Annotated in this window: 17 protein-coding genes; 11 read left to right on the forward strand and 6 right to left on the reverse strand. The window is 48.5% G+C overall.

All coding sequences use genetic code 11. The annotated features are described in order from the left end of the window. Positions 1-49: 49 nt before the first annotated feature. Both MD588_RS22985 and lrp read right to left on the reverse strand, forming a co-directional pair. The gene (locus MD588_RS22985) at positions 50-3,211 is read right to left on the reverse strand and encodes a DNA translocase FtsK 4TM domain-containing protein (protein WP_265700150.1); all 3,162 of its coding nucleotides are present in this window, start codon (positions 3,209-3,211) and stop codon (positions 50-52) included. A 407-nt stretch (positions 3,212-3,618) separates the two neighbouring features. Continuing rightward, positions 3,619-4,113 (reverse strand): leucine-responsive transcriptional regulator Lrp, encoded by a 495-nt coding sequence (lrp, locus tag MD588_RS22990; RefSeq protein ID WP_007467256.1) that lies wholly within the window; start codon positions 4,111-4,113, stop codon positions 3,619-3,621. Positions 4,114-4,270: 157 nt separating this feature from the next. Here lrp and ald point away from each other — a divergent pair, with 157 nt between their 5' ends. The 4 genes from ald (at position 4,271) to cydC (ending at position 10,209) form a co-directional block, all read left to right on the forward strand. Beyond that, a complete protein-coding gene (ald, locus tag MD588_RS22995) occupies positions 4,271-5,392 on the forward strand; it encodes an alanine dehydrogenase (protein WP_265700151.1) in 1,122 nt (373 codons plus the stop codon). 285 nt (positions 5,393-5,677) lie between these two features. Then, complete coding sequence (trxB, locus tag MD588_RS23000) at positions 5,678-6,640, forward strand: thioredoxin-disulfide reductase (RefSeq protein ID WP_265700152.1); 963 nt, start codon at positions 5,678-5,680, stop codon at positions 6,638-6,640. Positions 6,641-6,722: 82 nt separating this feature from the next. Then, positions 6,723-8,495 (forward strand): heme ABC transporter permease/ATP-binding protein CydD, encoded by a 1,773-nt coding sequence (gene cydD / locus MD588_RS23005; protein WP_265700154.1) that lies wholly within the window; start codon positions 6,723-6,725, stop codon positions 8,493-8,495. After that, positions 8,488-10,209, forward strand: a complete 1,722-nt coding sequence (cydC, locus tag MD588_RS23010) for a heme ABC transporter ATP-binding protein/permease CydC (RefSeq protein ID WP_265700155.1) — start codon at positions 8,488-8,490, stop codon at positions 10,207-10,209. The genes cydD and cydC overlap by 8 nt, the downstream gene beginning before the upstream one ends. A 61-nt stretch (positions 10,210-10,270) precedes the next feature. Here cydC and MD588_RS23015 read toward each other — a convergent pair whose 3' ends face one another. Further along, a complete protein-coding gene (locus tag MD588_RS23015) occupies positions 10,271-10,729 on the reverse strand; it encodes a glycine zipper 2TM domain-containing protein (protein WP_265700157.1) in 459 nt (152 codons plus the stop codon). Positions 10,730-10,767: 38 nt separating this feature from the next. On the opposite strand from MD588_RS23015, the gene aat reads away from it, so the two are divergent. The 3 genes from aat to infA all read left to right on the forward strand — a co-directional run bounded on the left by aat (position 10,768) and on the right by infA (position 12,590). After that, on the forward strand, positions 10,768-11,481 hold the full coding sequence (gene aat, locus MD588_RS23020; RefSeq protein WP_265700159.1) for a leucyl/phenylalanyl-tRNA--protein transferase: 714 nt from the start codon (positions 10,768-10,770) through the stop codon (positions 11,479-11,481). After that, the gene (locus MD588_RS23025; protein WP_265700160.1) at positions 11,478-12,176 is read left to right on the forward strand and encodes an arginyltransferase; all 699 of its coding nucleotides are present in this window, start codon (positions 11,478-11,480) and stop codon (positions 12,174-12,176) included. The genes aat and MD588_RS23025 overlap by 4 nt, the downstream gene beginning before the upstream one ends. 195 nt (positions 12,177-12,371) lie before the next feature. After that, complete coding sequence (gene infA, locus MD588_RS23030; RefSeq protein ID WP_005298441.1) at positions 12,372-12,590, forward strand: translation initiation factor IF-1; 219 nt, start codon at positions 12,372-12,374, stop codon at positions 12,588-12,590. A 117-nt stretch (positions 12,591-12,707) separates the two neighbouring features. On the opposite strand, the gene clpA is transcribed toward infA, so the two are convergent. Beyond that, positions 12,708-14,972 carry an ATP-dependent Clp protease ATP-binding subunit ClpA gene (gene clpA / locus MD588_RS23035; protein WP_265700161.1) on the reverse strand — a complete coding sequence of 755 codons (2,265 nt, stop codon included), beginning with the start codon at positions 14,970-14,972 and terminating at the stop codon, positions 12,708-12,710. 47 nt (positions 14,973-15,019) lie between these two features. Then, on the reverse strand, positions 15,020-15,340 hold the full coding sequence (clpS, locus tag MD588_RS23040; RefSeq protein WP_265700162.1) for an ATP-dependent Clp protease adapter ClpS: 321 nt from the start codon (positions 15,338-15,340) through the stop codon (positions 15,020-15,022). 226 nt (positions 15,341-15,566) lie between these two features. On the opposite strand from clpS, the gene cspD reads away from it, so the two are divergent. After that, positions 15,567-15,788, forward strand: a complete 222-nt coding sequence (cspD, locus tag MD588_RS23045) for a cold shock domain-containing protein CspD (RefSeq protein ID WP_265700163.1) — start codon at positions 15,567-15,569, stop codon at positions 15,786-15,788. Between the two features lie 410 nt (positions 15,789-16,198). Here cspD and icd read toward each other — a convergent pair whose 3' ends face one another. Further along, complete coding sequence (gene icd / locus MD588_RS23050; protein WP_265700164.1) at positions 16,199-17,452, reverse strand: NADP-dependent isocitrate dehydrogenase; 1,254 nt, start codon at positions 17,450-17,452, stop codon at positions 16,199-16,201. 142 nt (positions 17,453-17,594) lie between these two features. On the opposite strand from icd, the gene rluE reads away from it, so the two are divergent. The 3 genes from rluE to hflD all read left to right on the forward strand — a co-directional run bounded on the left by rluE (position 17,595) and on the right by hflD (position 20,340). Then, the gene (gene rluE, locus MD588_RS23055) at positions 17,595-18,242 is read left to right on the forward strand and encodes a 23S rRNA pseudouridine(2457) synthase RluE (protein WP_265700165.1); all 648 of its coding nucleotides are present in this window, start codon (positions 17,595-17,597) and stop codon (positions 18,240-18,242) included. 350 nt (positions 18,243-18,592) lie between these two features. Continuing rightward, positions 18,593-19,708 carry a tRNA 2-thiouridine(34) synthase MnmA gene (gene mnmA, locus MD588_RS23060; RefSeq protein WP_265700166.1) on the forward strand — a complete coding sequence of 372 codons (1,116 nt, stop codon included), beginning with the start codon at positions 18,593-18,595 and terminating at the stop codon, positions 19,706-19,708. Positions 19,709-19,722: 14 nt separating this feature from the next. Next, the gene (hflD, locus tag MD588_RS23065; protein ID WP_265700167.1) at positions 19,723-20,340 is read left to right on the forward strand and encodes a high frequency lysogenization protein HflD; all 618 of its coding nucleotides are present in this window, start codon (positions 19,723-19,725) and stop codon (positions 20,338-20,340) included. Positions 20,341-20,398: the final 58 nt, after the last annotated feature.

Genomic DNA, 20,398 nt, shown 5'->3' on the forward strand with positions numbered 1-20,398 from the left:
ACTCAACACCTACCGCCTGTTTCCACAGGCGGTAGATTAAATATAAAAGCTAGTCTCGTGGCGGTGGTGGCGGTGCCAACACTTCACGGTTACCGTTATGACCTGGCGCACTCACGATCCCATGCGCTTCCAGCTGCTCGACAATACGAGCAGCGCGGTTATAACCAATCTTAAATTTACGCTGTACCCCAGATACCGACCCCCTGCGAGATTCAGCAACAAAAGCCGCAACCTGATCAAACAACTGGTCGAGGTCATCTTCACCGCCTGCAGGAGCTTCCCCTGGCAGTAAACCTTCTGAACCCTGATCGGCATTTAAAATACCATCAATATATTGTGGCCTGCCTCGCGCTTTCCAGTCGTTTACAACATTGTGGACATCATCATCGGAGGCAAATGCGCCGTGAACACGAACCGGATGATTTTTACCTGCCGGCAGGTAGAGCATATCACCCATACCTAGCAATGATTCTGCGCCCCCCTGATCAAGAATCGTTCTTGAGTCCGTTTTGGTTGATACCGTAAAGGCCATTCGGCTTGGAATATTGGCCTTGATCAAACCTGTAATAACATCCACCGATGGACGCTGCGTTGCCAGCACCAAGTGGATACCAGCAGCTCGTGCCTTTTGTGCCAAACGGGCGATCAGTTCTTCGACTTTCTTACCCACGACCATCATCAAATCGGCAAACTCATCGACAATAACCACAATACTTGGCATTTTTTCAAGTAACGGCGGGTGCTCGTCCATACTGTCACCCGGTTTCCATAACGGATCGTAAATTGGATGGCCCGCTGCTGCAGCCTCCTCCAACTTCGCGTTATACCCCGCCAAGTTACGAACGCCAACCGCTGCCATCAATTTGTAGCGACGTTCCATCTCCCCGACACACCAACGCAGCGCATTACCCGCATCTTTCATATCGGTAACCACCTCGGTAAGCAGGTGAGGAATACCTTCGTAGATCGACAGCTCGAGCATTTTCGGGTCAATCATAATAAAGCGACAGTCTTCCGGCTTACACTTGTAAAGCAGGCTGACAATCATCACGTTAACACCGACTGATTTACCGGAACCTGTTGTACCAGCCACCAGCAAGTGGGGCATCTTGCTCAGGTCGGCTACTACGGCCTCACCGGCAATGTCGTAGCCCAGCACTATCGGCAACGCCGCATTCATGCTTTGGAACCGCTCACTGCCAACCACTTCTGACATATACACGGTTTCACGGTTTACATTAGGCAGTTCCAATCCGATGTAAGGTTTTCCAGGAATAACATCCACCACCCGCACCGCCGACGCTGATAATGCCCGGGCCAAATCTTTTGAGAGTCCCAAAATTCGGCTGACTTTCACGCCTGGAGCCAGATCAAGCTCGTAGCGAGTAATAACCGGACCAGGGTAAATACCAACCACCTTGGCCTTGATTTTATAGTCAGCCAATTTAGCTTCCAGCAGTGCTGCAGTCTGCTTCAGTTCTTCTTCCGAAGTCGGTTCAACATTTTGCTTGGCCGGTGCCAGCAAATCCAATGTCGGCATTGGTGATGTCGGTACCGGTAAGTCCGCTTCCTTTTTCATCAAAAACGGATTATCTAATCCTGCAGCATGGGCCTGAGCCTGTTGCGCGTCTCGAATTTTCTGTAAAAAGGCGTCCTCGTCACTGACAGTATCTGCCGGTTCCGGACTGTCTTGCTCTGCTCGCTCAAGCTCAGACATGCCGTCATGGACACCGATTTCAATATCGCCCAATACCGGAACGTCGGAATCTTCTGGCTCAATAGGTCGCGCCGAACTAGCTTCAGATATTACCGATCCCATCTGAACTGAATATGAATCTGGCTCTGGCTCTGGCTCTGGCTCTGGAATAGTAACGATATCTGCAGTTGCAGGCGAAGGCTCGAAAATAGGCTGCGTCTCCGCAGCATCGTTCAGCTCAGCAGTTGCCTCAAGTACAGGGGAACTGACTGCATCCGCTGCTTGATTATGCAGCGGCACATCTTCTACGGTCAGCGGCGGCTCAACAACTTGCGGCTCGCTAGATGCGACAAGCTCCGCCTCCTCGACATACACGGTAAAGTTTTCGTCTTTATCCAGCTCTCGCTCCAACTCTGCAATCGTCAGGCCTTTCGCCTGAGTCGTGGAAGTGATTTCTACCGGCTCAGACATTGCAGATTCAGCGTCAACAGTTGGCTCCGGGCTTGCCGGTTGATGTTTCGCTGCCTGTGCATGTACTGGAATGACATCAACTGGCTCCTCAGCCACCATCGAGTTCGGTGCCGATGCAGGTGCAACTGGAGCTAAAATTGGATTCGGCTCAACGTCATGCGCAGCCGTCGCCACCTGGGCCGCTTTTGCCCGTTCAGGCATGATGATTTTTGGTGACGATGGAGAGTCATCCCATTCCGTTTCAGTAAACTGCGGCTCCTGGCGAGCAAGAGTACGATCATCTTTTTGAGGTTCGCTAAACGAAGCAAGTAAGACATCATCGGCATCGGGTGCATCAGGCTGCTTCTCCGGCACAAGCTTCGAGGCATATGCTGTCTGCTGTTCGTCAGGGATCTCTGCGGCAAACGGTGTCAAGGTTTCGGATCTATCTGACCGGACTTTATTGAGCAGCCAGGCTAAAGCCCCCAACGTTGTTTCGCCAAGGGTATCGACAATCGTTAGCCAGGAAATACCGGTAAAAAGCGTAAACCCGACAGCCCAGAAGAACATCAGTACCAGTGTGGCTCCCAGCAGGTTAAATAAGGGTAAGGCCATGTTCGAGACCACATCCCCAATCACCCCACCTGACGAGAAATACCAGATATCATCGAAGTTCAAGTCCGCCAGGCCACAGCTGGTCAAAAAGAGTAGGAGCAGCCCTAATAATCGAGTACCGTAAATCATGTAATCGATTGAATCACGCTCATCTCGACGACGGAACACTATCCAGGCAACCAAAGCCATCGCGACAGGCAACGGATAGGCAAGCGATCCCAGGGTAAAAAAGAAGGTATCAGCAACTAATGCCCCTAGCGCACCCGCTTTATTCTGAACCGGCCCTTCCCAGGCAGTTTGTGACCATGACGGATCGGCAGGATCAAAGCTTACCAAGGCCACCATAATGAATATCGCGGCTAAAATACCGATGATCAGAAAGCTTTCTAGCAGGCGCTGTCCCCCAGAAAGACGTAATTTAGGCTGCAGTTTGCCTTTGACTTTCCTCAAAAAACACTCCGGTGTAACTGTTGTTGTCGCCTGAACGCTACCGTGGCTAATTATGATTGCTCATCTTTGCACGTTATATTGAGTTTGTTGAATAGTGCAAATGGCTATCGTTCAGGACATTTCAAATCTATTGCCCTATCTTATACTACTTGCCATGATTTTTTGACTAATAGAAGAAAAGTGGGCACAAAGCCCCAAACTCATGGCCTTTCTATTTTACGCTGAAAGGCAACTTGCTCATTGTAGACGTATATTCGTTGGAAAAATTCATCACTTTGTCAATTTGTTTTTGCAATTAACTGATTATTTGACCGTTTATTTAGATTGGACACGTTTGGCCAGCGAAAACAAATCAAGCGGCCTGAGCCGCTTGATTATTGACCGTAGAAAACGGTGATATCGAGGAATTAGCGTGTCTTGATAACCAGATTATTCGTCTGCTTCACTTCTTCCATAACAACATAGGTACGAGTGTCATTGACGCCCGGCAAGCGCAGCAGGGTTTCCCCCAGTAGCTTACGGTATGCCGACATATCAGATACACGAGTTTTCAACAAATAGTCAAAATCACCCGAAACCAGGTGGCACTCTTGAATATCTTCCAACTCTTGTACAGATTTGTTGAACTGTTCAAACACATCTGGCGCACCTCGGTTAAGAGTGATCTCAACAAAAACCAGAAGGGATGCATCAAGAAACTGAGGGTTTAGCAGCGCTGTATAGCCGCTGATGTACCCCTGACGCTCCAGTCGACGAACACGCTCAAGACATGGCGTTGGAGATAAGCCTACACGTTTAGATAATTCAACATTTGAAATACGACCGTCTTTTTGCAGTTCATTCAATATGTTACGGTCAATTCTATCCAATTCCTTGGATGGTTTCTTTTTGGTATCTACCATTTTTTATTCCACCTTCTTACTTCCTTGCAAAAAAATATACTACATCTTTCTAATATTTAGAATCAAATACTCTAATAGTCAAACTATACTGCCATTAGATCCGCATTTACAACCTTGTCAATAGCAAATCACTCTATCGTGCCAAGGGAGAAGCAGGATGATCATTGGCGTCCCCAAAGAAATCAAAAACCACGAATATCGCGTTGGACTAGTTAACAGCAGCGTCCGTGAACTCGTTTCGTTTGGCCACCAGGTTCTCATCGAGACCAATGCCGGTATCGGGATTGGGTTATCTGATGCTGACTATCAAGCTGCTGGTGCTTCTATTATATCGACTGCTAAAGAAGTTTTTACCAGATCAGAGATGATTGTCAAAGTAAAAGAGCCTCAGGCAGCAGAAAGAGCCATGCTGCATGAAGGACAAATTTTATTCACCTATCTCCATCTTGCACCAGATTTTCCACAAACAAAAGACCTAATTGACAGCAAAGCTATCTGCATAGCTTATGAAACAGTGACAGATCATCTAGGACGACTGCCTTTATTAGCACCGATGTCTGAAGTTGCCGGCAGAATGTCTATCCAAGCTGGAGCACAAACTCTAGAGAATTCTAATGGCGGGCGTGGGCTGTTACTGAGCGGAGTTCCCGGTGTCGAACCCGCAAAAGTCATCATACTCGGAGGAGGTGTTGTCGGCTCTAATGCCGCAAGAATGGCGGTGGGGATGCGCGCAGACGTTACGATTCTTGACCGCAACCTTGATACACTTCGCGCACTCGATGTCGAATTTCAAGGTAAAGCAAAAGTTAGCTATTCGACCAATGAGGCCATAGACCAACTCGTTCCAGAGGCCGACGTAATTATTGGTGCCGTTCTGATACCGGGAGCTGCAGCACCTAAACTGATCACCGCAGAACATGTTAAGCAGATGAAATCAGGCTCCGCACTGGTTGACGTTGCAATCGACCAAGGTGGCTGCTTTGAAACTTCCCGTCCGACTACACATACAGATCCGACTTACATCGTTGATGGTGTCGTGCACTATTGCGTCGCCAATATGCCCGGAGCAGTCGCCCGTACGTCCGCCTTCGCCTTAAATAATGCGACCTTACCGTATGTCATTAACCTCGCGAATAAAGGCTATAAAAAGGCTCTGCTTGATGATGCTGGCTTCCTGGCCGGACTGAATGTGATACACGGCAAAGTGACCTGCAAGGAAGTTGCCGATACCTTTGATTTACACTTTACCGATCCCGAGGTTGCCATTAGCATGCATTAAGATATGCACACCGGCGCTTATCTCTCAAGGATATAGCCAATAAGAAACTGGCATAATGGGAGGCCTGCGTTCATACTTCCCATTTTTACCTCATTTATTGAGTTTTCTGTATCAACGGACTCGGACCTCCTCTATCAATCGCTATCCATGAAGTTGACTCCCAGTGGTGTTCTGAATGGTTAGATAATTAATGGAATTGGTCTCATAGGGCTCTTTCCTTACGCCCCCAATTTACCTACAATCGCTCTTCTATATAATAATCATCTCATTCAGCCTGGAGAAGTAATGAGTAACGTAAGACATTGTAAACTGCTCATCCTTGGTTCTGGTCCTGCTGGCTACACTGCTGCTGTCTATGCAGCCCGTGCTAACTTAAACCCTGTTATGGTGACAGGTATGCAGCAAGGCGGTCAGCTAACAACAACAACCGAGGTAGAAAACTGGCCGGGTGATGCTGAAGGCCTTACAGGTCCTGCACTAATGGACCGTATGAAAGCCCATGCGGAAAAGTTCGAAACAGAAATCATCTTTGATCACATCAGTGAAACTGATTTCAGCCAACGCCCGTTCCGCCTAAAAGGGGACAACGGCGAATATACCTGCGATGCACTTATCATTGCGACGGGCGCTTCTGCCAAATACCTGGGCCTAGAATCAGAAGAGAACTTCAAAGGTCGTGGTGTTTCAGCCTGTGCGACTTGTGATGGTTTCTTTTACCGCAACCAGAAAGTGGCTGTCGTGGGTGGTGGCAATACTGCTGTTGAAGAAGCGCTTTACCTATCTAACATTGCTTCCGAGGTTCACTTAATTCACCGCCGTGATAGCTTCCGCTCCGAGAAGATCCTTATCAAGCGTCTGATGGACAAGGTAGAAAACGGTAACATCATCCTTCACACTGACCGTACTCTGGATGAGGTGCTGGGTGATGACATGGGCGTAACCGCTGTTCGCATCAAGGACACAAAGTCTGACGCAACAGAAACACTTGATGTGATGGGTGCATTTATCGCTATCGGCCACCAGCCGAATACCGGTATTTTCGAAGGTCAGCTGGATATGGCTAATGGCTATATCAAGGTCCAGTCGGGTACTGAAGGTAATGCTACCCAAACAAGTGTTGAAGGTGTTTTTGCAGCTGGGGATGTTATGGATCATACCTACCGCCAGGCAATCACATCTGCGGGTACCGGTTGTATGGCTGCACTTGATGCAGAGCGCTACCTTGACGCACTAGAAGAACAAAAATAATCCTATCCGGCCGCTACCTATGTAGCGGCCGCTTTAGCCTTCTACCTTTCTGCTCGTTGCAACTTGCAGCTCAAGATATCTTATGGACAAACAACTACAACGCAACTTGACCAAGTGGTTAAAGTCACAAAGCAAGCTGGCTAAACGCTGGCTAATGCTGAGTGTCGGACTTGGGTTTATTTCGGGGTTGCTATTAGTCGGCCAAGCGGCACTGCTAGCACATATTCTTCACCAATTAATTATCGAACACACCGACAAGTCTGAGCTGGTTAGCAGCTTCATCGGTCTAATCCTGATTGTCGGACTCCGGGCGGCATGCAGCTGGGGCCGTGAAATTTTCGGCTATCGCTGCGGCGAACAAATTCGCCTGCATATCCGTCAGCTGATCCTCAACCGCCTGCACAGCCTGGGTCCTGCCTATATTAAGGGAAAACCTGCCGGCACCTGGGCCAGTCTTGTGCTGGAGCAAGTTGAGGAAATGCAGGATTTCTTTGCCCGCTACATTCCCCAGATGTCTATTGCCGTTCTGGTTCCGCTGGTTATCCTGTTTGCCGTTTTCCCGCTCAACTGGGCGGCTGGCCTCGTGTTCCTTATCACAGCGCCGCTGGTGCCTATTTTTATGGCTCTGGTAGGCTTAGGGGCAGCAGATGCTAACCGACGTAACTTTAAAGCCCTACAGCGTCTTTCAGGGCACTTCTACGACCGTCTTCAGGGGCTATCAACTCTTCGCCTCTTTAACCGTGCTGAGGCTGAAGCTGAGAACCTTCATGCTGCCTCTCATGTTCTACGCAAACGAACCATGGAGGTCTTGAGGCTCGCCTTCCTGTCATCAGCCGTATTGGAGTTTTTCTCTGCCATCTCCGTTGCTATTGTTGCCGTTTACTTTGGTTTCTCTTACATCGGTGAACTGAACTTTGGTAACTATGGTGTACCTATCACACTGTTTACCGGTCTTTTTGTTCTTGTTTTGGCACCGGAGTTCTACCAGCCGCTGCGTGATCTTGGTACGTTCTACCATGCCAAGGCGCAGGCAATTGGTGCTGCAGAATCGATTGTCGAGTTCCTGAATGCCGAAGCGGATGAAATGGCTCAGGGTAACGAGGAGCTTCCTTCCCCGGAAACTATCACAATCAGTGTACAGGATCTGGAAGTGCTCAGCCCGCAGGGACAGGTACTGGCTGGGCCGCTGAGCTTTGATATTCAGGCCCGCGAGCAAATTGCCCTTGTCGGGCCAAGCGGTGCCGGCAAAACCAGTTTGCTCAATGCGCTACTGGGTTTCCTGCCCTACCGTGGCAGCCTGAAAATCAATGGGATTGAGCTCAAGCAGCTTGATCACAGCGAATGGCGCCAGACTATCAGCTGGGTCGGCCAAAACCCACTGCTGGTACACGGGACTGTCCGTGACAATATTACCCTTGGCAACCCGCTGGCTACCGACGAGCACGTTAGGCAGGTCGCACAGCAGGCTTATGCCGACGAGTTTATCAGCCGCCTTGAGAAGGGCTATAACCATCAGGTGGGTGACCGTTCTGGCGGCTTGTCGGTCGGTCAGGCTCAACGTCTCGCCGTTGCCCGTGCAATGCTGCAAAATGGCGCGTTCTGGCTGCTCGACGAACCAACCGCAAGTTTGGATGCCAACAGTGAGCACCTGGTTCTGGAAAGCCTGACAATGGCCGTGAAGGGGCAAACGACCCTGATGGTCAGCCACCGCCTTGATCAATTAGCAGCGATAGACCGTGTGCTGGTGATGGAAAACGGTAAGCTGGTTCAAGACGGCCACTTCGATCACATTCGACACCAAGGTCTACTCGCCGATATGCTCGCTCACACTGATAAGAGGGATCTCGATGCGTGATTTAATCCCTTACCTGAAACTCTATCGCAAACACTGGTTCGGCCTGACCCTGGGCATGCTGCTCGGCCTGGCGACCCTATTGTCGGCACTTAGCCTGTTGACCCTGTCAGGTTGGTTTATCGCCGCTTCTGCCGTTGCAGGCCTAACCATAGCAAGAGAAACATTTAACTATATGCTTCCGGGGGCTGGTGTTCGAGGCTTCTCGATGGCACGAACCGCAGGCCGCTGGGGAGAGCGTGTTGTTAGCCACAATGCGACTTTCAAATTGCTGGCAGATCTGCGGCTGTTCTTTTTCCGCAAGCTAACGCCACTGATCCCGGGGCGGCAGGCAAACCTGCGTGATGCCGATCTGCTTAACCGCCTGGTTGCCGATGTTGATGCGATGGACCATGTCTACCTCCGACTTGTCAGCCCGCTGATAATCGGTGTTATTGGCCTGATATCAATCACCTGCTTTTTGGCATGGTTTGATTTGGCGATTGGCCTGACTCTTGGCTTCATCTTGTTAGTACTGATGCTTGCCCTGCCAGTGATTTTCTATCGCTTGGGTAAAACCAACGGTGAAGCCCTGACCTATGCCAAGGCCAACTATCGGGTGAAGCTACTCGACTGGATCCAGGGCCATGCTGAACTGCTGCTGTTCAATGCCGAAGAGCGTTACCGAGAGCAGGCAGTAAACGAGCAAGATGCCCTATTGGCAGCCCAGCGTAAGATGGCCAGCCTAACTGGTCTTGCCAATGCCATTCTAATGGCGGCAACAGGCTGGACACTGGTATTAATCACCTGGATTGCCGCAGACGGTATCGGTGGTGCCGCACCGGATCCATTCATCGCGTTGGTTGCCTTTGCCACGATGGCCAGCTTCGAGATGATGATGCCCGTTGCAGGAGCCTTCCAGTACTTAGGTCAAACCCTCACCTCTGCCCGCCGATTGAATGAGATCATTGAAGCGACACCGGATACGCCATTTGATCCAAACGGTCATCAGGCGCAGGTCAATGGCGACATCTGTCTCGACGATATCAGCTATACCTATTACGGTAGCGATCAGCCAGTACTGAAAAATGTGTCAATTAACCTGAAACAAGGCGAAAAAATGGCACTGCTTGGTCGAACCGGCTGTGGTAAATCTACGCTGCTGCAATTGCTTACCCGTAACTGGGATCCGCAGCAGGGAGCTATCAGCATCGATGGGGTCGAATTACCTAAATGGCATGAAGGCTCACTACGCAAAGCCATTACCGTTGTCAGCCAGCGCGTTGATGTATTCAACGGTTCACTGCGTGAAAACCTTGTGCTCGCCAAACCAGAAGGCACCGACGAAGAATTCAAGAGTGTACTGACAAAAGTTGGACTTGAGACACTATTTGAAGGCAAAGGCTTAGATACTTGGCTAGGTGAAGGTGGCCGTCAGATCTCCGGTGGTGAACGCCGCCGTATCGGCATTGCCCGCGCTCTTCTGCATGATGCCCCTATTCTGCTAATGGATGAGCCAACAGAAGGGCTTGATCGCCGTACTGAACAGCAAATTATCTCGCTGCTTTTACAGCATGCACAAGAGAAAACCGTACTGTTCATCACCCACCGTCTGGTTGGACTTGAACAGATGGATCAAATCTGCCTGATGGACGAAGGAGAGATCATCGAACGCGGCAAGCATAATGACCTTCTGGCTCAAAATGGTCGCTATGCGGAACTGTGCAATCGGATTTAGGACCTAGATCCTAGCTCCTAGAAAAAGAAAAAAGCGAGAGGTGAAAGCCTCTCGCTTTTTGTTACAAAACCTTATCGACCCTAACCCCGTCATCAAAATACAGGATCCGGACATGATCACCGCGTTGAAATAACATCTGCTGGTCAACATCCTGGATAACATCAATCAACCTGCCGTCATCGGCTTTAATCAATAGCTCCACCAAGCGATAGTTTACGATTTTCTGGCTAGGCTGACGGTTATGGGCAATACTAGCACCGGCCACAGCCCCGACCGCAGTGGCGACCTCACGTCCGGAACCTCCCCCAAACTGGTTACCAATCAATCCCCCGACAACCCCACCCAACAGTGTCTCCCAACCATTTCGCTGCGAGTTGATAACTTCCTGGTGAGTGATGTAACGTACTGTATCGACTTGGCCAAATACCACCTGATTAACCGCTCTGGCCTCATTACGATTGTATGGCGCCGCGGTGGTAGTTAGAGGAAGTAATAGAAGTAACATTAAAAACGTTCTCATAATATAATTTCCTCACAGACAGTAATTTTTGTAATTTTATGGCTATTTATCTGCCGGAACTTGATCCGGTTCATACTCATTTTCCTGCACCTGAAACAGCGTTGGATGATCCCAACGGGCTACTGGCCTTTGGTGGCGACCTACGACCAGAGCGCTTGGTTTCAGCCTACCGCCAAGGTATTTTCCCCTGGTTTTCGGAAGGTGAACCAATTCTTTGGTGGAGCCCAGCCCCGCGTGCTGTCTTCTTGCCTGATCAGTTTAAGCCAAGCAAAAGTTTGCGTAAATTCTACCGAAAATCAGGGTACCAGATCACCTTGAACCAGGCCTGTCATGATGTAATCCGTCTCTGTGCCGAATGTCGCGGCCCAGAAGAGACCTGGATCACTAGCGATATGATGCAAGCGTACCAGCTCATGCATAATCTTGGCTACTGTCACTCCGTTGAAGTCTGGCATGACGACCAACTGGTCGGTGGCTTGTATGGCATTCAGGTTGGTACGGTATTTTGCGGTGAATCGATGTTCTCGCTGGCAGACAACGCATCAAAGATTGCTTTATGGTTCTTCTGCCAACATTTTAGTGCGCATGGCGGTAGCTTAATTGACTGCCAAATTATGAATAGCCACCTGGCCTCATTAGGCGCCGTCGAAATTGACCGCTCCCCATTCATGGAGTTTTTGCAACAGCAAAGAGATGCCATACTAGAAGAAGGCTGTTACCAACCTCGGGAGCTGCAGCAAGCAAACTCATGACCAGCTATAACAAACTTTCGCTTCGAATTGGGTTAACACCCAGTTCAGTATGTAACTATCTGCCTAACGAGCAAGAGCAGCTTGGCGTCGTTATGGATCATCACTGGCTAACACCACAGGGATACGGCGTACTCATTGCCTCGGGCTATCGTCGTAGTGGTAATGCCGTTTATAGGCCAATGTGCCAGCATTGCCAGGCCTGTACACCGCTCCGAGTAGATTGCGAGCACTTTACCCCGTCAAAGAGCCAGAAACGCCAACAGAACCAGATGAAGACTTTGCGCTGGGAGTTTAAAACCAAGCTCGACAGCAACTGGTTCGCCCTGTATGAAAAATATATCCGAGTACGCCACTCAAATGGCAGCATGTATCCAGCCAACAAAGAGCAGTTTTTCGATTTTTGTACTGCAGAATGGATGGACACGCTTTTTTTGCACGTCTATGACGGTGATACCTTAATCGCAGTAGCGGTTACCGATGTCTTAGATGATGCCCTGAGTGCGGTATACAGTTTTTTTGAACCAGACTCATCGCTATCGCTCGGTACACTCTGCGTGCTCTATCAAATACAATACGGCAGGCAAACCGGCAGAAAATGGCTTTACCCCGGCTATCAGATCGACCGCTGTAATGCGATGAACTATAAGATCCGCTTCAAGCCCTATCAAAAACTACTCAATGGTGGCTGGAAATAAACCATTGTTGTCAGTATTGTCTCTTGATTCGCATGAGAATCTGACAAATTCTAGAGAAAATACGTTTTAATACGTCACAATAGCTGACAAAGAGTAACAGCAAGGGTAAAATTGCGGCCTAAACTTTACACTCAAACAGTTTCGAGGCATTATCCAGCCCGATCAGAAGAATGGCTGGTAGCCTAAGAGGATTCAATGGCAAAAGAAGACGTAATTGAAATGCAAGGTACTGTACTTGATACACTACCTAACACAATGTTCCGCGTTGAGCTGGAAAACGGTCACGTAGTTACCGCTCACATCTCTGGTAAAATGCGCAAGAACTACATCCGTATTCTTACTGGTGATAAGGTGACTGTGGAACTGACTCCATACGACCTAACTAAAGGCCGCATCGTCTTCCGCGCGCGTTAATCTTGAATCAAGATTAAAGAATACAAATAAAACCCGGCCTATGTGCCGGGTTTTATTTTTGTAATGATAAAAAATAACCGCCATCAGGCGGTTATTTCTTAATGAAAACATCGGCAATTAATGTGCGGGTTCCATTTCGCTGCTGAACTGAAAATCCAACTGATCATTTACGATATCAACACGTACCGAACCGCCGTTGACCAGGCAACCAAACAGCAATTCATTTGCCATTGGCTTCTTCAGGCTATCCTGGATAACACGTGCCATCGGACGCGCCCCCATTGCTTTGTCATAGCCTTTATTCGCCAACCATTCACGGGCTCCGGACGATACTTCCATAGAAACACCACGCGCATCAAGTTGTGCTTGCAGCTCGACGATGAACTTATCAACCACTTGCGAAATAACATCTTTCTCCAGATGGTTGAACCAGATAATACCATCTAGGCGGTTACGGAATTCAGGCGTAAACACGCGCTTGATTTCCGACATCGCATCAAGGCTGTGATCTTGCTGGATCAAGCCAATCGATTTACGTACCGTCTCTGTTACACCCGCATTGGTAGTCATCACCAGGATAACATTACGGAAGTCAGCCTTGCGGCCGTTGTTATCGGTAAGCGTACCGTTATCCATCACCTGCAGAAGTAAGTTAAACACATCCGGGTGAGCTTTCTCGATTTCGTCCAGCAGCACCACAGAGTGCGGGTTCTTGATCACCGCATCAGTCAGCAAACCGCCCTGATCATAACCGACATAGCCAGGAGGCGCACCGATCAAGCGGCTCACGGTATGACGCTCCATGTACTCTGACATATCGAAGCGCAGCAGCTCGATACCCAGCGTACGTGCCAACTGTACCGTCACCTCAGTCTTACCAACCCCTGTAGGACCGGCAAACAGGAAGGAACCAACCGGCTTATTGTCAGCACCCAAACCAGCACGACTCAGCTTAATGGCCTCAGTCAAGACATCAATGGCCGGATCCTGACCGAATACCAGCATTTTCAGCTTGCTATCCAGTTTCTGCAATACATCTCGATCGCTCGAGGAAACCGACTTCTCAGGGATGCGTGCCATCTTGGCAATCATCGCCTCGATATCGCTGACATTGACTGTTTTCTTACGTCGGCTGGCTGGCGCCAAGCGACAACGGGCACCGGCTTCATCAATCACGTCAATGGCTTTATCAGGCAGATGACGCTCGTTGATGTATTTCGCAGAGAGCTCTACCGCTGCACGGATCGCTTTATTGGTAAAGCGTACCTCATGATGGGCTTCATACTTTGGTTTCAACCCCATCAGGATCTTGGTGGTATCGTCCAATGAAGGCTCGACAATATCAATTTTCTGGAAGCGGCGTGACAAGGCACGTTCTTTCTCAAAGATATTGCTGTATTCCTGATAGGTCGTTGACCCCATACAGCGAATTTTACCGCTGCTTAGCAATGGCTTGATCAGGTTGGCGGCATCTACCTGTCCGCCTGAAGCAGCACCGGCACCAATGATAGTGTGGATCTCATCAATGAACAGCACGGCATGATCTTCTTTTTCCAGCTGCTTCAGAATGCCTTTAAAGCGCTTCTCGAAATCACCGCGGTATTTGGTACCCGCAAGCAAGGAGCCGATATCCAGTGAGTAAATCACACAGTCTTTGATAATATCCGGCACCTGGCCTTCAACGATGCGCCATGCCAATCCTTCCGCAATCGCCGTTTTACCGACACCGGCTTCACCGACGAGCAGCGGATTGTTTTTTCTACGCCGACACAGAACCTGCACCGTACGTTCTAATTCATGATCCCGCCCAATCAACGGGTCGATACCACCAGCACGCGCCAGCTGGTTAAGATTAGTCGCAAAATTCTCTAGCTTGTCTTCAGCGCTTTGCTCGGCACGTGGTTCATCGCCACCGACATCAGAACCGTTAAGATCATCATTGTCGCTGTCTTTGACAGTACCGTGAGAAATAAAGTTAACCACATCAAGGCGGCTGATATCGCTTTTCTTCAACAGATAGGCTGCGTGAGACTCTTGTTCACTGAAAATGGCCACCAGCACATTGGCGCCGGTAACTTCACTGCGACCAGAAGACTGAACGTGGAAGACTGCACGCTGAAGCACACGCTGGAAGCTCAGCGTCGGTTGAGTCTCGCGACTTTCATCGTCAGTCGGAATCAGCGGCGTTGTTTGCTCGATGAATGAATCAAGCTCTTTACGTAATGTATCGAGATCCGCGCGACAAGCTAGCAAGGCCTCTTGGGCTGCCGCGTTTTCTAACAATGCCAAGAGCAGATGCTCTACAGTCATAAACTCATGGCGCTTTTCCCTTGCCCGTGCAAATGCACCGTTCAAGCTAGCTTCAAGTTCTTTATTTAGCATAAGGCACCTCCCCTAAATACCACTCAAAATGGCGTGCCGGAAAAAGTTTAAGCTTTTTCCATCGTACACAGTAGCGGATGTTCATGCTCCCTTGCATACATCATCACTTGCGCCACCTTCGTCTCGGCGACTTCAGCAGTAAAGGTTCCACATACGGCTTTCCCTTCGTAATGTACAGTAAGCATCAACTGCGTTGCTTTCTCCAGATCCATGGAGAAGAACTTCTGTAACACTTCTATCACAAAATCCATCGGAGTGTAATCATCATTGTTTAAAATTACTTTATACATCGATGGTGGCTTAACCTGAGTATCCTCCTCGTCTAGTACGTCAGACTCAGGAATAATCCATTCATATAACTTGCTCATAATCTCATCTTAGTCATTTGTTCAAGTGCTTGCTACAACATCTACATATAAACAGGGATTTTATGAAAATGTTATAATATGCACTTGACTGTCTAGCTCTTTTTACTAAAGTGTAACCTGTAGTAGATATTAACTGCATCAAAATAGCATTAGTATGCAAGTCGTGGTAAAAATAGACGATGCACTAATGCAAAATGGAACTTGAATGCAAAGAGGGATGTAAAGCATGGCAACAGGTACAGTTAAATGGTTCAATAACGCAAAAGGTTTCGGTTTTATTTGCCCAGAAAGTGGCGAAGGCGATATTTTTGCACACTATTCAACTATCCAGATGGATGGATACCGAACTCTCAAGGCTGGCCAACAGGTCAACTACACAGTAGAGACGGGTCCCAAGGGTTTCCATGCCAGAGAGATAGTCCCCGTTGAAGGTGAGATTGCAAAATAAGCCATTTCAACCTTGTACTTCAAATTCTAAGGTGAGCTAATGCTCACCTTTTTAATATCCATTCTTGCCACATTACCTATCAATCCCTGCAATCCATATTATTCACACCACCACGAACTCGCTAGCTTCCCAGCCACCAGAAAAGAAGTGAATAAATCATGAATAACATAGAAAGCTCTTATTAACATTTCTGTTAACAAGCAGGCGCGCTTTACACACTCACCTTTATCATAAGCTAAAATGTGTCCTGCGAACATCCGCCCTGACTACACATTGGTAGAAATGCGGATAGGCGCACCAGTTTCAGGCAGTTACAGTGAAAGATGCTAAGATGGTACGTAACGTCAACAAAATAAAAAAGGCTCAGCCGAAGCTGAACCTTTCACTTAATAATTCAGATGGATAAAAGTTTATTTCATTTGCTCAATCATATCATCAGCAAACTCGGAGCACTTACGCAAAGTTGCACCTTCCATCTGGCGCTCAAAGTCATAAGTCACAGTCTTGTTGCTGATTGCAGCTTCCATCGAGCTGATAATCAAATCTGCAGCTTCAGTCCAGCCTAGGTGGCGAAGCATCATTTCAGCAGAAAGGATCAGTGAGCCAGGGTTTACTTTATCCTGACCAGCATACTTAGGTGCCGTACCGTGAGTTGCTTCGAACAGTGCCACACCATCACCGATGTTTGCACCCGGAGCAATACCGATACCACCAACCTGCGCAGCCAATGCATCAGAGATGTAGTCACCGTTAAGGTTCATTGTAGCAATGACATCATACTCAGCTGGACGAAGCAGGATCTGTTGCAGGAACGCATCAGCAATGCTGTCCTTGACGATGATCTCTTTACCTGTGTTCGGGTTCTTCAGCGTCATCCACGGGCCGCCATCTAGCAGCTCTGCACCAAACTCAGCCGCCACTTCGTAACCCCAATCTTTGAAGGCACCTTCGGTGAACTTCATGATGTTGCCTTTGTGAACCAGCGTCAGAGAGTCACGATCGTTATCGATGGTGTACTGAAGTGCTGCACGTACAAGGCGCTTGGTACCTTCTTCAGAAACCGGCTTAATTCCGATACCACAGTCCTGCGGGAAACGAATCTTGGTTGCGCCCATTTCGTCTTGTAGGAATTTGATAACCTTATCAGCTTCCTCGGTTCCTGCCTGGAATTCAACACCGGCATAGATATCTTCTGAGTTCTCACGGTAAATTACCATGTCTGTCAGATCAGGCCGCTTAAGTGGGCTTGGTACGCCATCAAAATAACGTACAGGGCGAGCACAAATGTACAGGTCCAGCTCTTGACGTAGGGCAACGTTTAAAGAACGAATACCGCCACCAACAGGTGTCGTCAGAGGGCCTTTGATTGCAACTTTGTATTCACGAATGAAGTCTAAAGTTTCTTGCGGTAGCCATGCGTCTTCGCCATAAACTTGAGTTGATTTCTCACCGGTATAGATTTCCATCCACTCAATTTTACGATCGCCAGCGTACGCCTTGTTCACTGCCGCATCGACAACTTTAATCATTGCAGGGCTTACATCAACACCGATACCATCACCTTCGATGTATGGAATTACCGGGTTGTTAGGAACGACCAGTTTACCTTCTGCGTCAAGAGTAATTTTCTGACCTTCAACTGGTACAACTACTTTACTATCCATTTAAATCTCCTAGCGTCCATTTGTTATCTTTTTGTAAGATGCGGGCAAATCATACTTGAAATTTTATCGATACGCCACTCAGGATATTTTTAGCGTATAATGGGCGTGTCAATTTAGTCACCCCCAGTACAGCACGCTACTTATGAAGCCAAACACATCTTCACGTCAACCAAAACGTTCTAATAATGAGCGTAGAGCATCAAGAAAATTAAATAAACCCAAACGACCTCGCGGCCCGCAAAAGATCATATTATTTAACAAACCTTATAACGTTTTGACCCAGTTTTCTGGCGAGCCAGGGGATAAAACTCTGGCTGACTTTATCCCGGTTAAAGATGTTTATCCCGCAGGACGCCTGGATAAAGACAGTGAAGGCTTACTCGTCCTGACCAATGATGGGGTATTGCAGGCTCGCCTGACACAACCTAAATCCAAACAGCCGAAAATATATTGGGTGCAGGTTGAAGGGGCGCCAGGAGACGAAGACCTTGAACGCCTGCGCAAAGGTGTCACGCTGAAGGATGGTCCTACCCTACCGGCTGGTGTCGAGCGTATCGAACAACCGTCCGTATGGGACCGAAACCCGCCGATCCGCGAGCGCAAAAACATCCCAACCACTTGGTTGGCTATCACCCTAAAAGAAGGGCGCAACCGTCAGGTTCGCCGCATGACGGCCCACATTGGCTTCCCGACCTTACGCCTGATCCGCTACAAAATGGCAGACTGGAATGTCGCTGATCTCGCACCAGGCGAATGGCGTGAAGTCACTCAACCGCCTGCCGCAAGATAAGCCAGCTGACAGAAAAATATGCCGGCTGGTATCCCTAGTCGGCATAGCAAAAACTTTTCTTTCCCTGCACGAAAAAGACTACACATTAGCCTCGGCTTCATCTATCATGGCCGCAAAAGGCAAACGTTTGCGTCACCACATAAACTGAGCTGAGAATTCGAAGGTACATGTACATTTTTGCCGTTACATTGTCGTTTATACGGTTATTTTTCGTTACTTTTCGGGAAATCTTCGAAGTAATCGAGAAAGACGATAAAATTATTAAAGTGTGATTCTGCTCTCGCTCTGTTTCGCGAAAAAGCTTTCTGTTAGAATTACGCTCTTAACACTATTTACGACTGAAGAGAAATATGTCAGATAACAGCCAGAAAAAAGTCATTGTCGGCATGTCCGGCGGCGTTGATTCCTCTGTATCAGCTTACTTACTGCTTCAACAGGGCTACCAAGTTGAAGGCCTGTTCATGAAGAACTGGGAAGAAGACGATAACGAAGAGTACTGCTCTGCCGCAGAAGATCTCGCTGATGCACAAGCTGTATGTGACAAACTGGGTATCCACCTTCATACCATTAACTTTGCTGCTGAGTATTGGGACAATGTCTTTGAGTACTTCCTGGCTGAGTATAAAGCAGGTCGTACCCCTAACCCTGACATTCTTTGTAACAAAGAAATCAAATTCAAAGCGTTTCTAGAGTTTGCTGATGAAGTTCTGGAAGCCGATTACATTGCTATGGGTCACTACACCCGCCGCAGCTTCCCTACTGCAGAAGGCGAGAAGCCTCAGATGCTGCGCGGCGTAGATAACAACAAAGATCAGAGCTACTTCCTGTATACCCTTAGCCATGAGCAAATCGCTCGCAGCCTGTTCCCTGTTGGCGAGCTGGAAAAACCAGAAGTACGCCGTATTGCAGAAGAGCAAGGCCTGATTACCGCGAAGAAGAAAGATTCAACCGGTATTTGCTTTATCGGTGAACGTAAATTTACCGAGTTCTTAGGCAAATACCTGCCAGCACAGCCGGGCAAGATTGAAACGGCTGACGAAGGCAAAGTGATTGGTGAGCACCAAGGTCTGATGTACCACACCTTGGGTCAGCGTAAAGGCTTGCACATTGGTGGCCAGAAAGGCGGTGGCGGTAATGAAGATGCTTGGTACGTTGTCGATAAAGATGTTGAGCGCAACGTACTTATTGTCGGCCAGGGTAAAGATCACCCACGTCTGAAGTCAGACGGTTTGATTGCCGCTCAGCTACATTGGGTTGACCGTCAACCAATTCGTGAGCCGCTTAAATGTACGGTGAAAACCCGTTACCGTCAGCAAGATATTCCTTGTACTATCATCCCTATCGATGATGAGAACATCAAAGTTATTTTTGATGAGCCTCAAATAGCTGTTACTCCTGGCCAGTCCGCTGTGTTCTACAACGGTGAGGTATGTATGGGTGGCGGTATTATTGAGCAGCGAATCTAAAGGAGTGGTCGCACGTGGCACAGACTTTATATGACCGTACCATCGCGTTTGCCGGTATTTGCCAGGCTGTGAAACTAGTTCAGAAGGTTGCCCGTGACGGCACTTGTGATCGCGATGCGTTGGAAGCCTGTTTAAACAGTATTGTGGTAACAGATCCGTCCAACACAATCGAAATCTATGGTAATGAGTCCAACCTTCGCGTTGGTCTTGAAACATTATCAGCCGAGATCGACAGCACACCGTCGGGTAACGAAATTACTCGCTATCTGGTTAGTGTCATGGCACTGGAACGTAAATTGGCTAGCCGTCGAGATAGCATGGCTCAGCTAGGTGATCGAATTGATACCGCCAAGCGCCAGATCGACCATTTCGAGTTACTCGATGATCAGATGGTGAGCAACCTAGCCAATATTTATCTGGATATTATCAGCCCACTCGGGCCTCGCATTCAGGTAACTGGCACACCGGCACACCTACAGCAGCAAAATGTGCAGCACAAAGTACGTGCTCTGTTGCTTGCTGCAGTACGTGGTGCGGTATTGTGGCGCCAGGTGGGGGGGAAACGCCGCCACCTCATTTTTGGCCGCAAACAAATGGTCGAGCAAGCTAAGATCTTACTCGCCCGCAGCTAAAAATACTCAGAGGTACGCTTTGATTTATCAGTAAGCGCAACCTTATAGATAACGGCTA

The sequence above is a fragment of the Photobacterium obscurum genome (genome assembly GCF_026191635.1).
Classification (GTDB): Bacteria; Pseudomonadota; Gammaproteobacteria; order Enterobacterales; family Vibrionaceae; genus Photobacterium; species Photobacterium obscurum.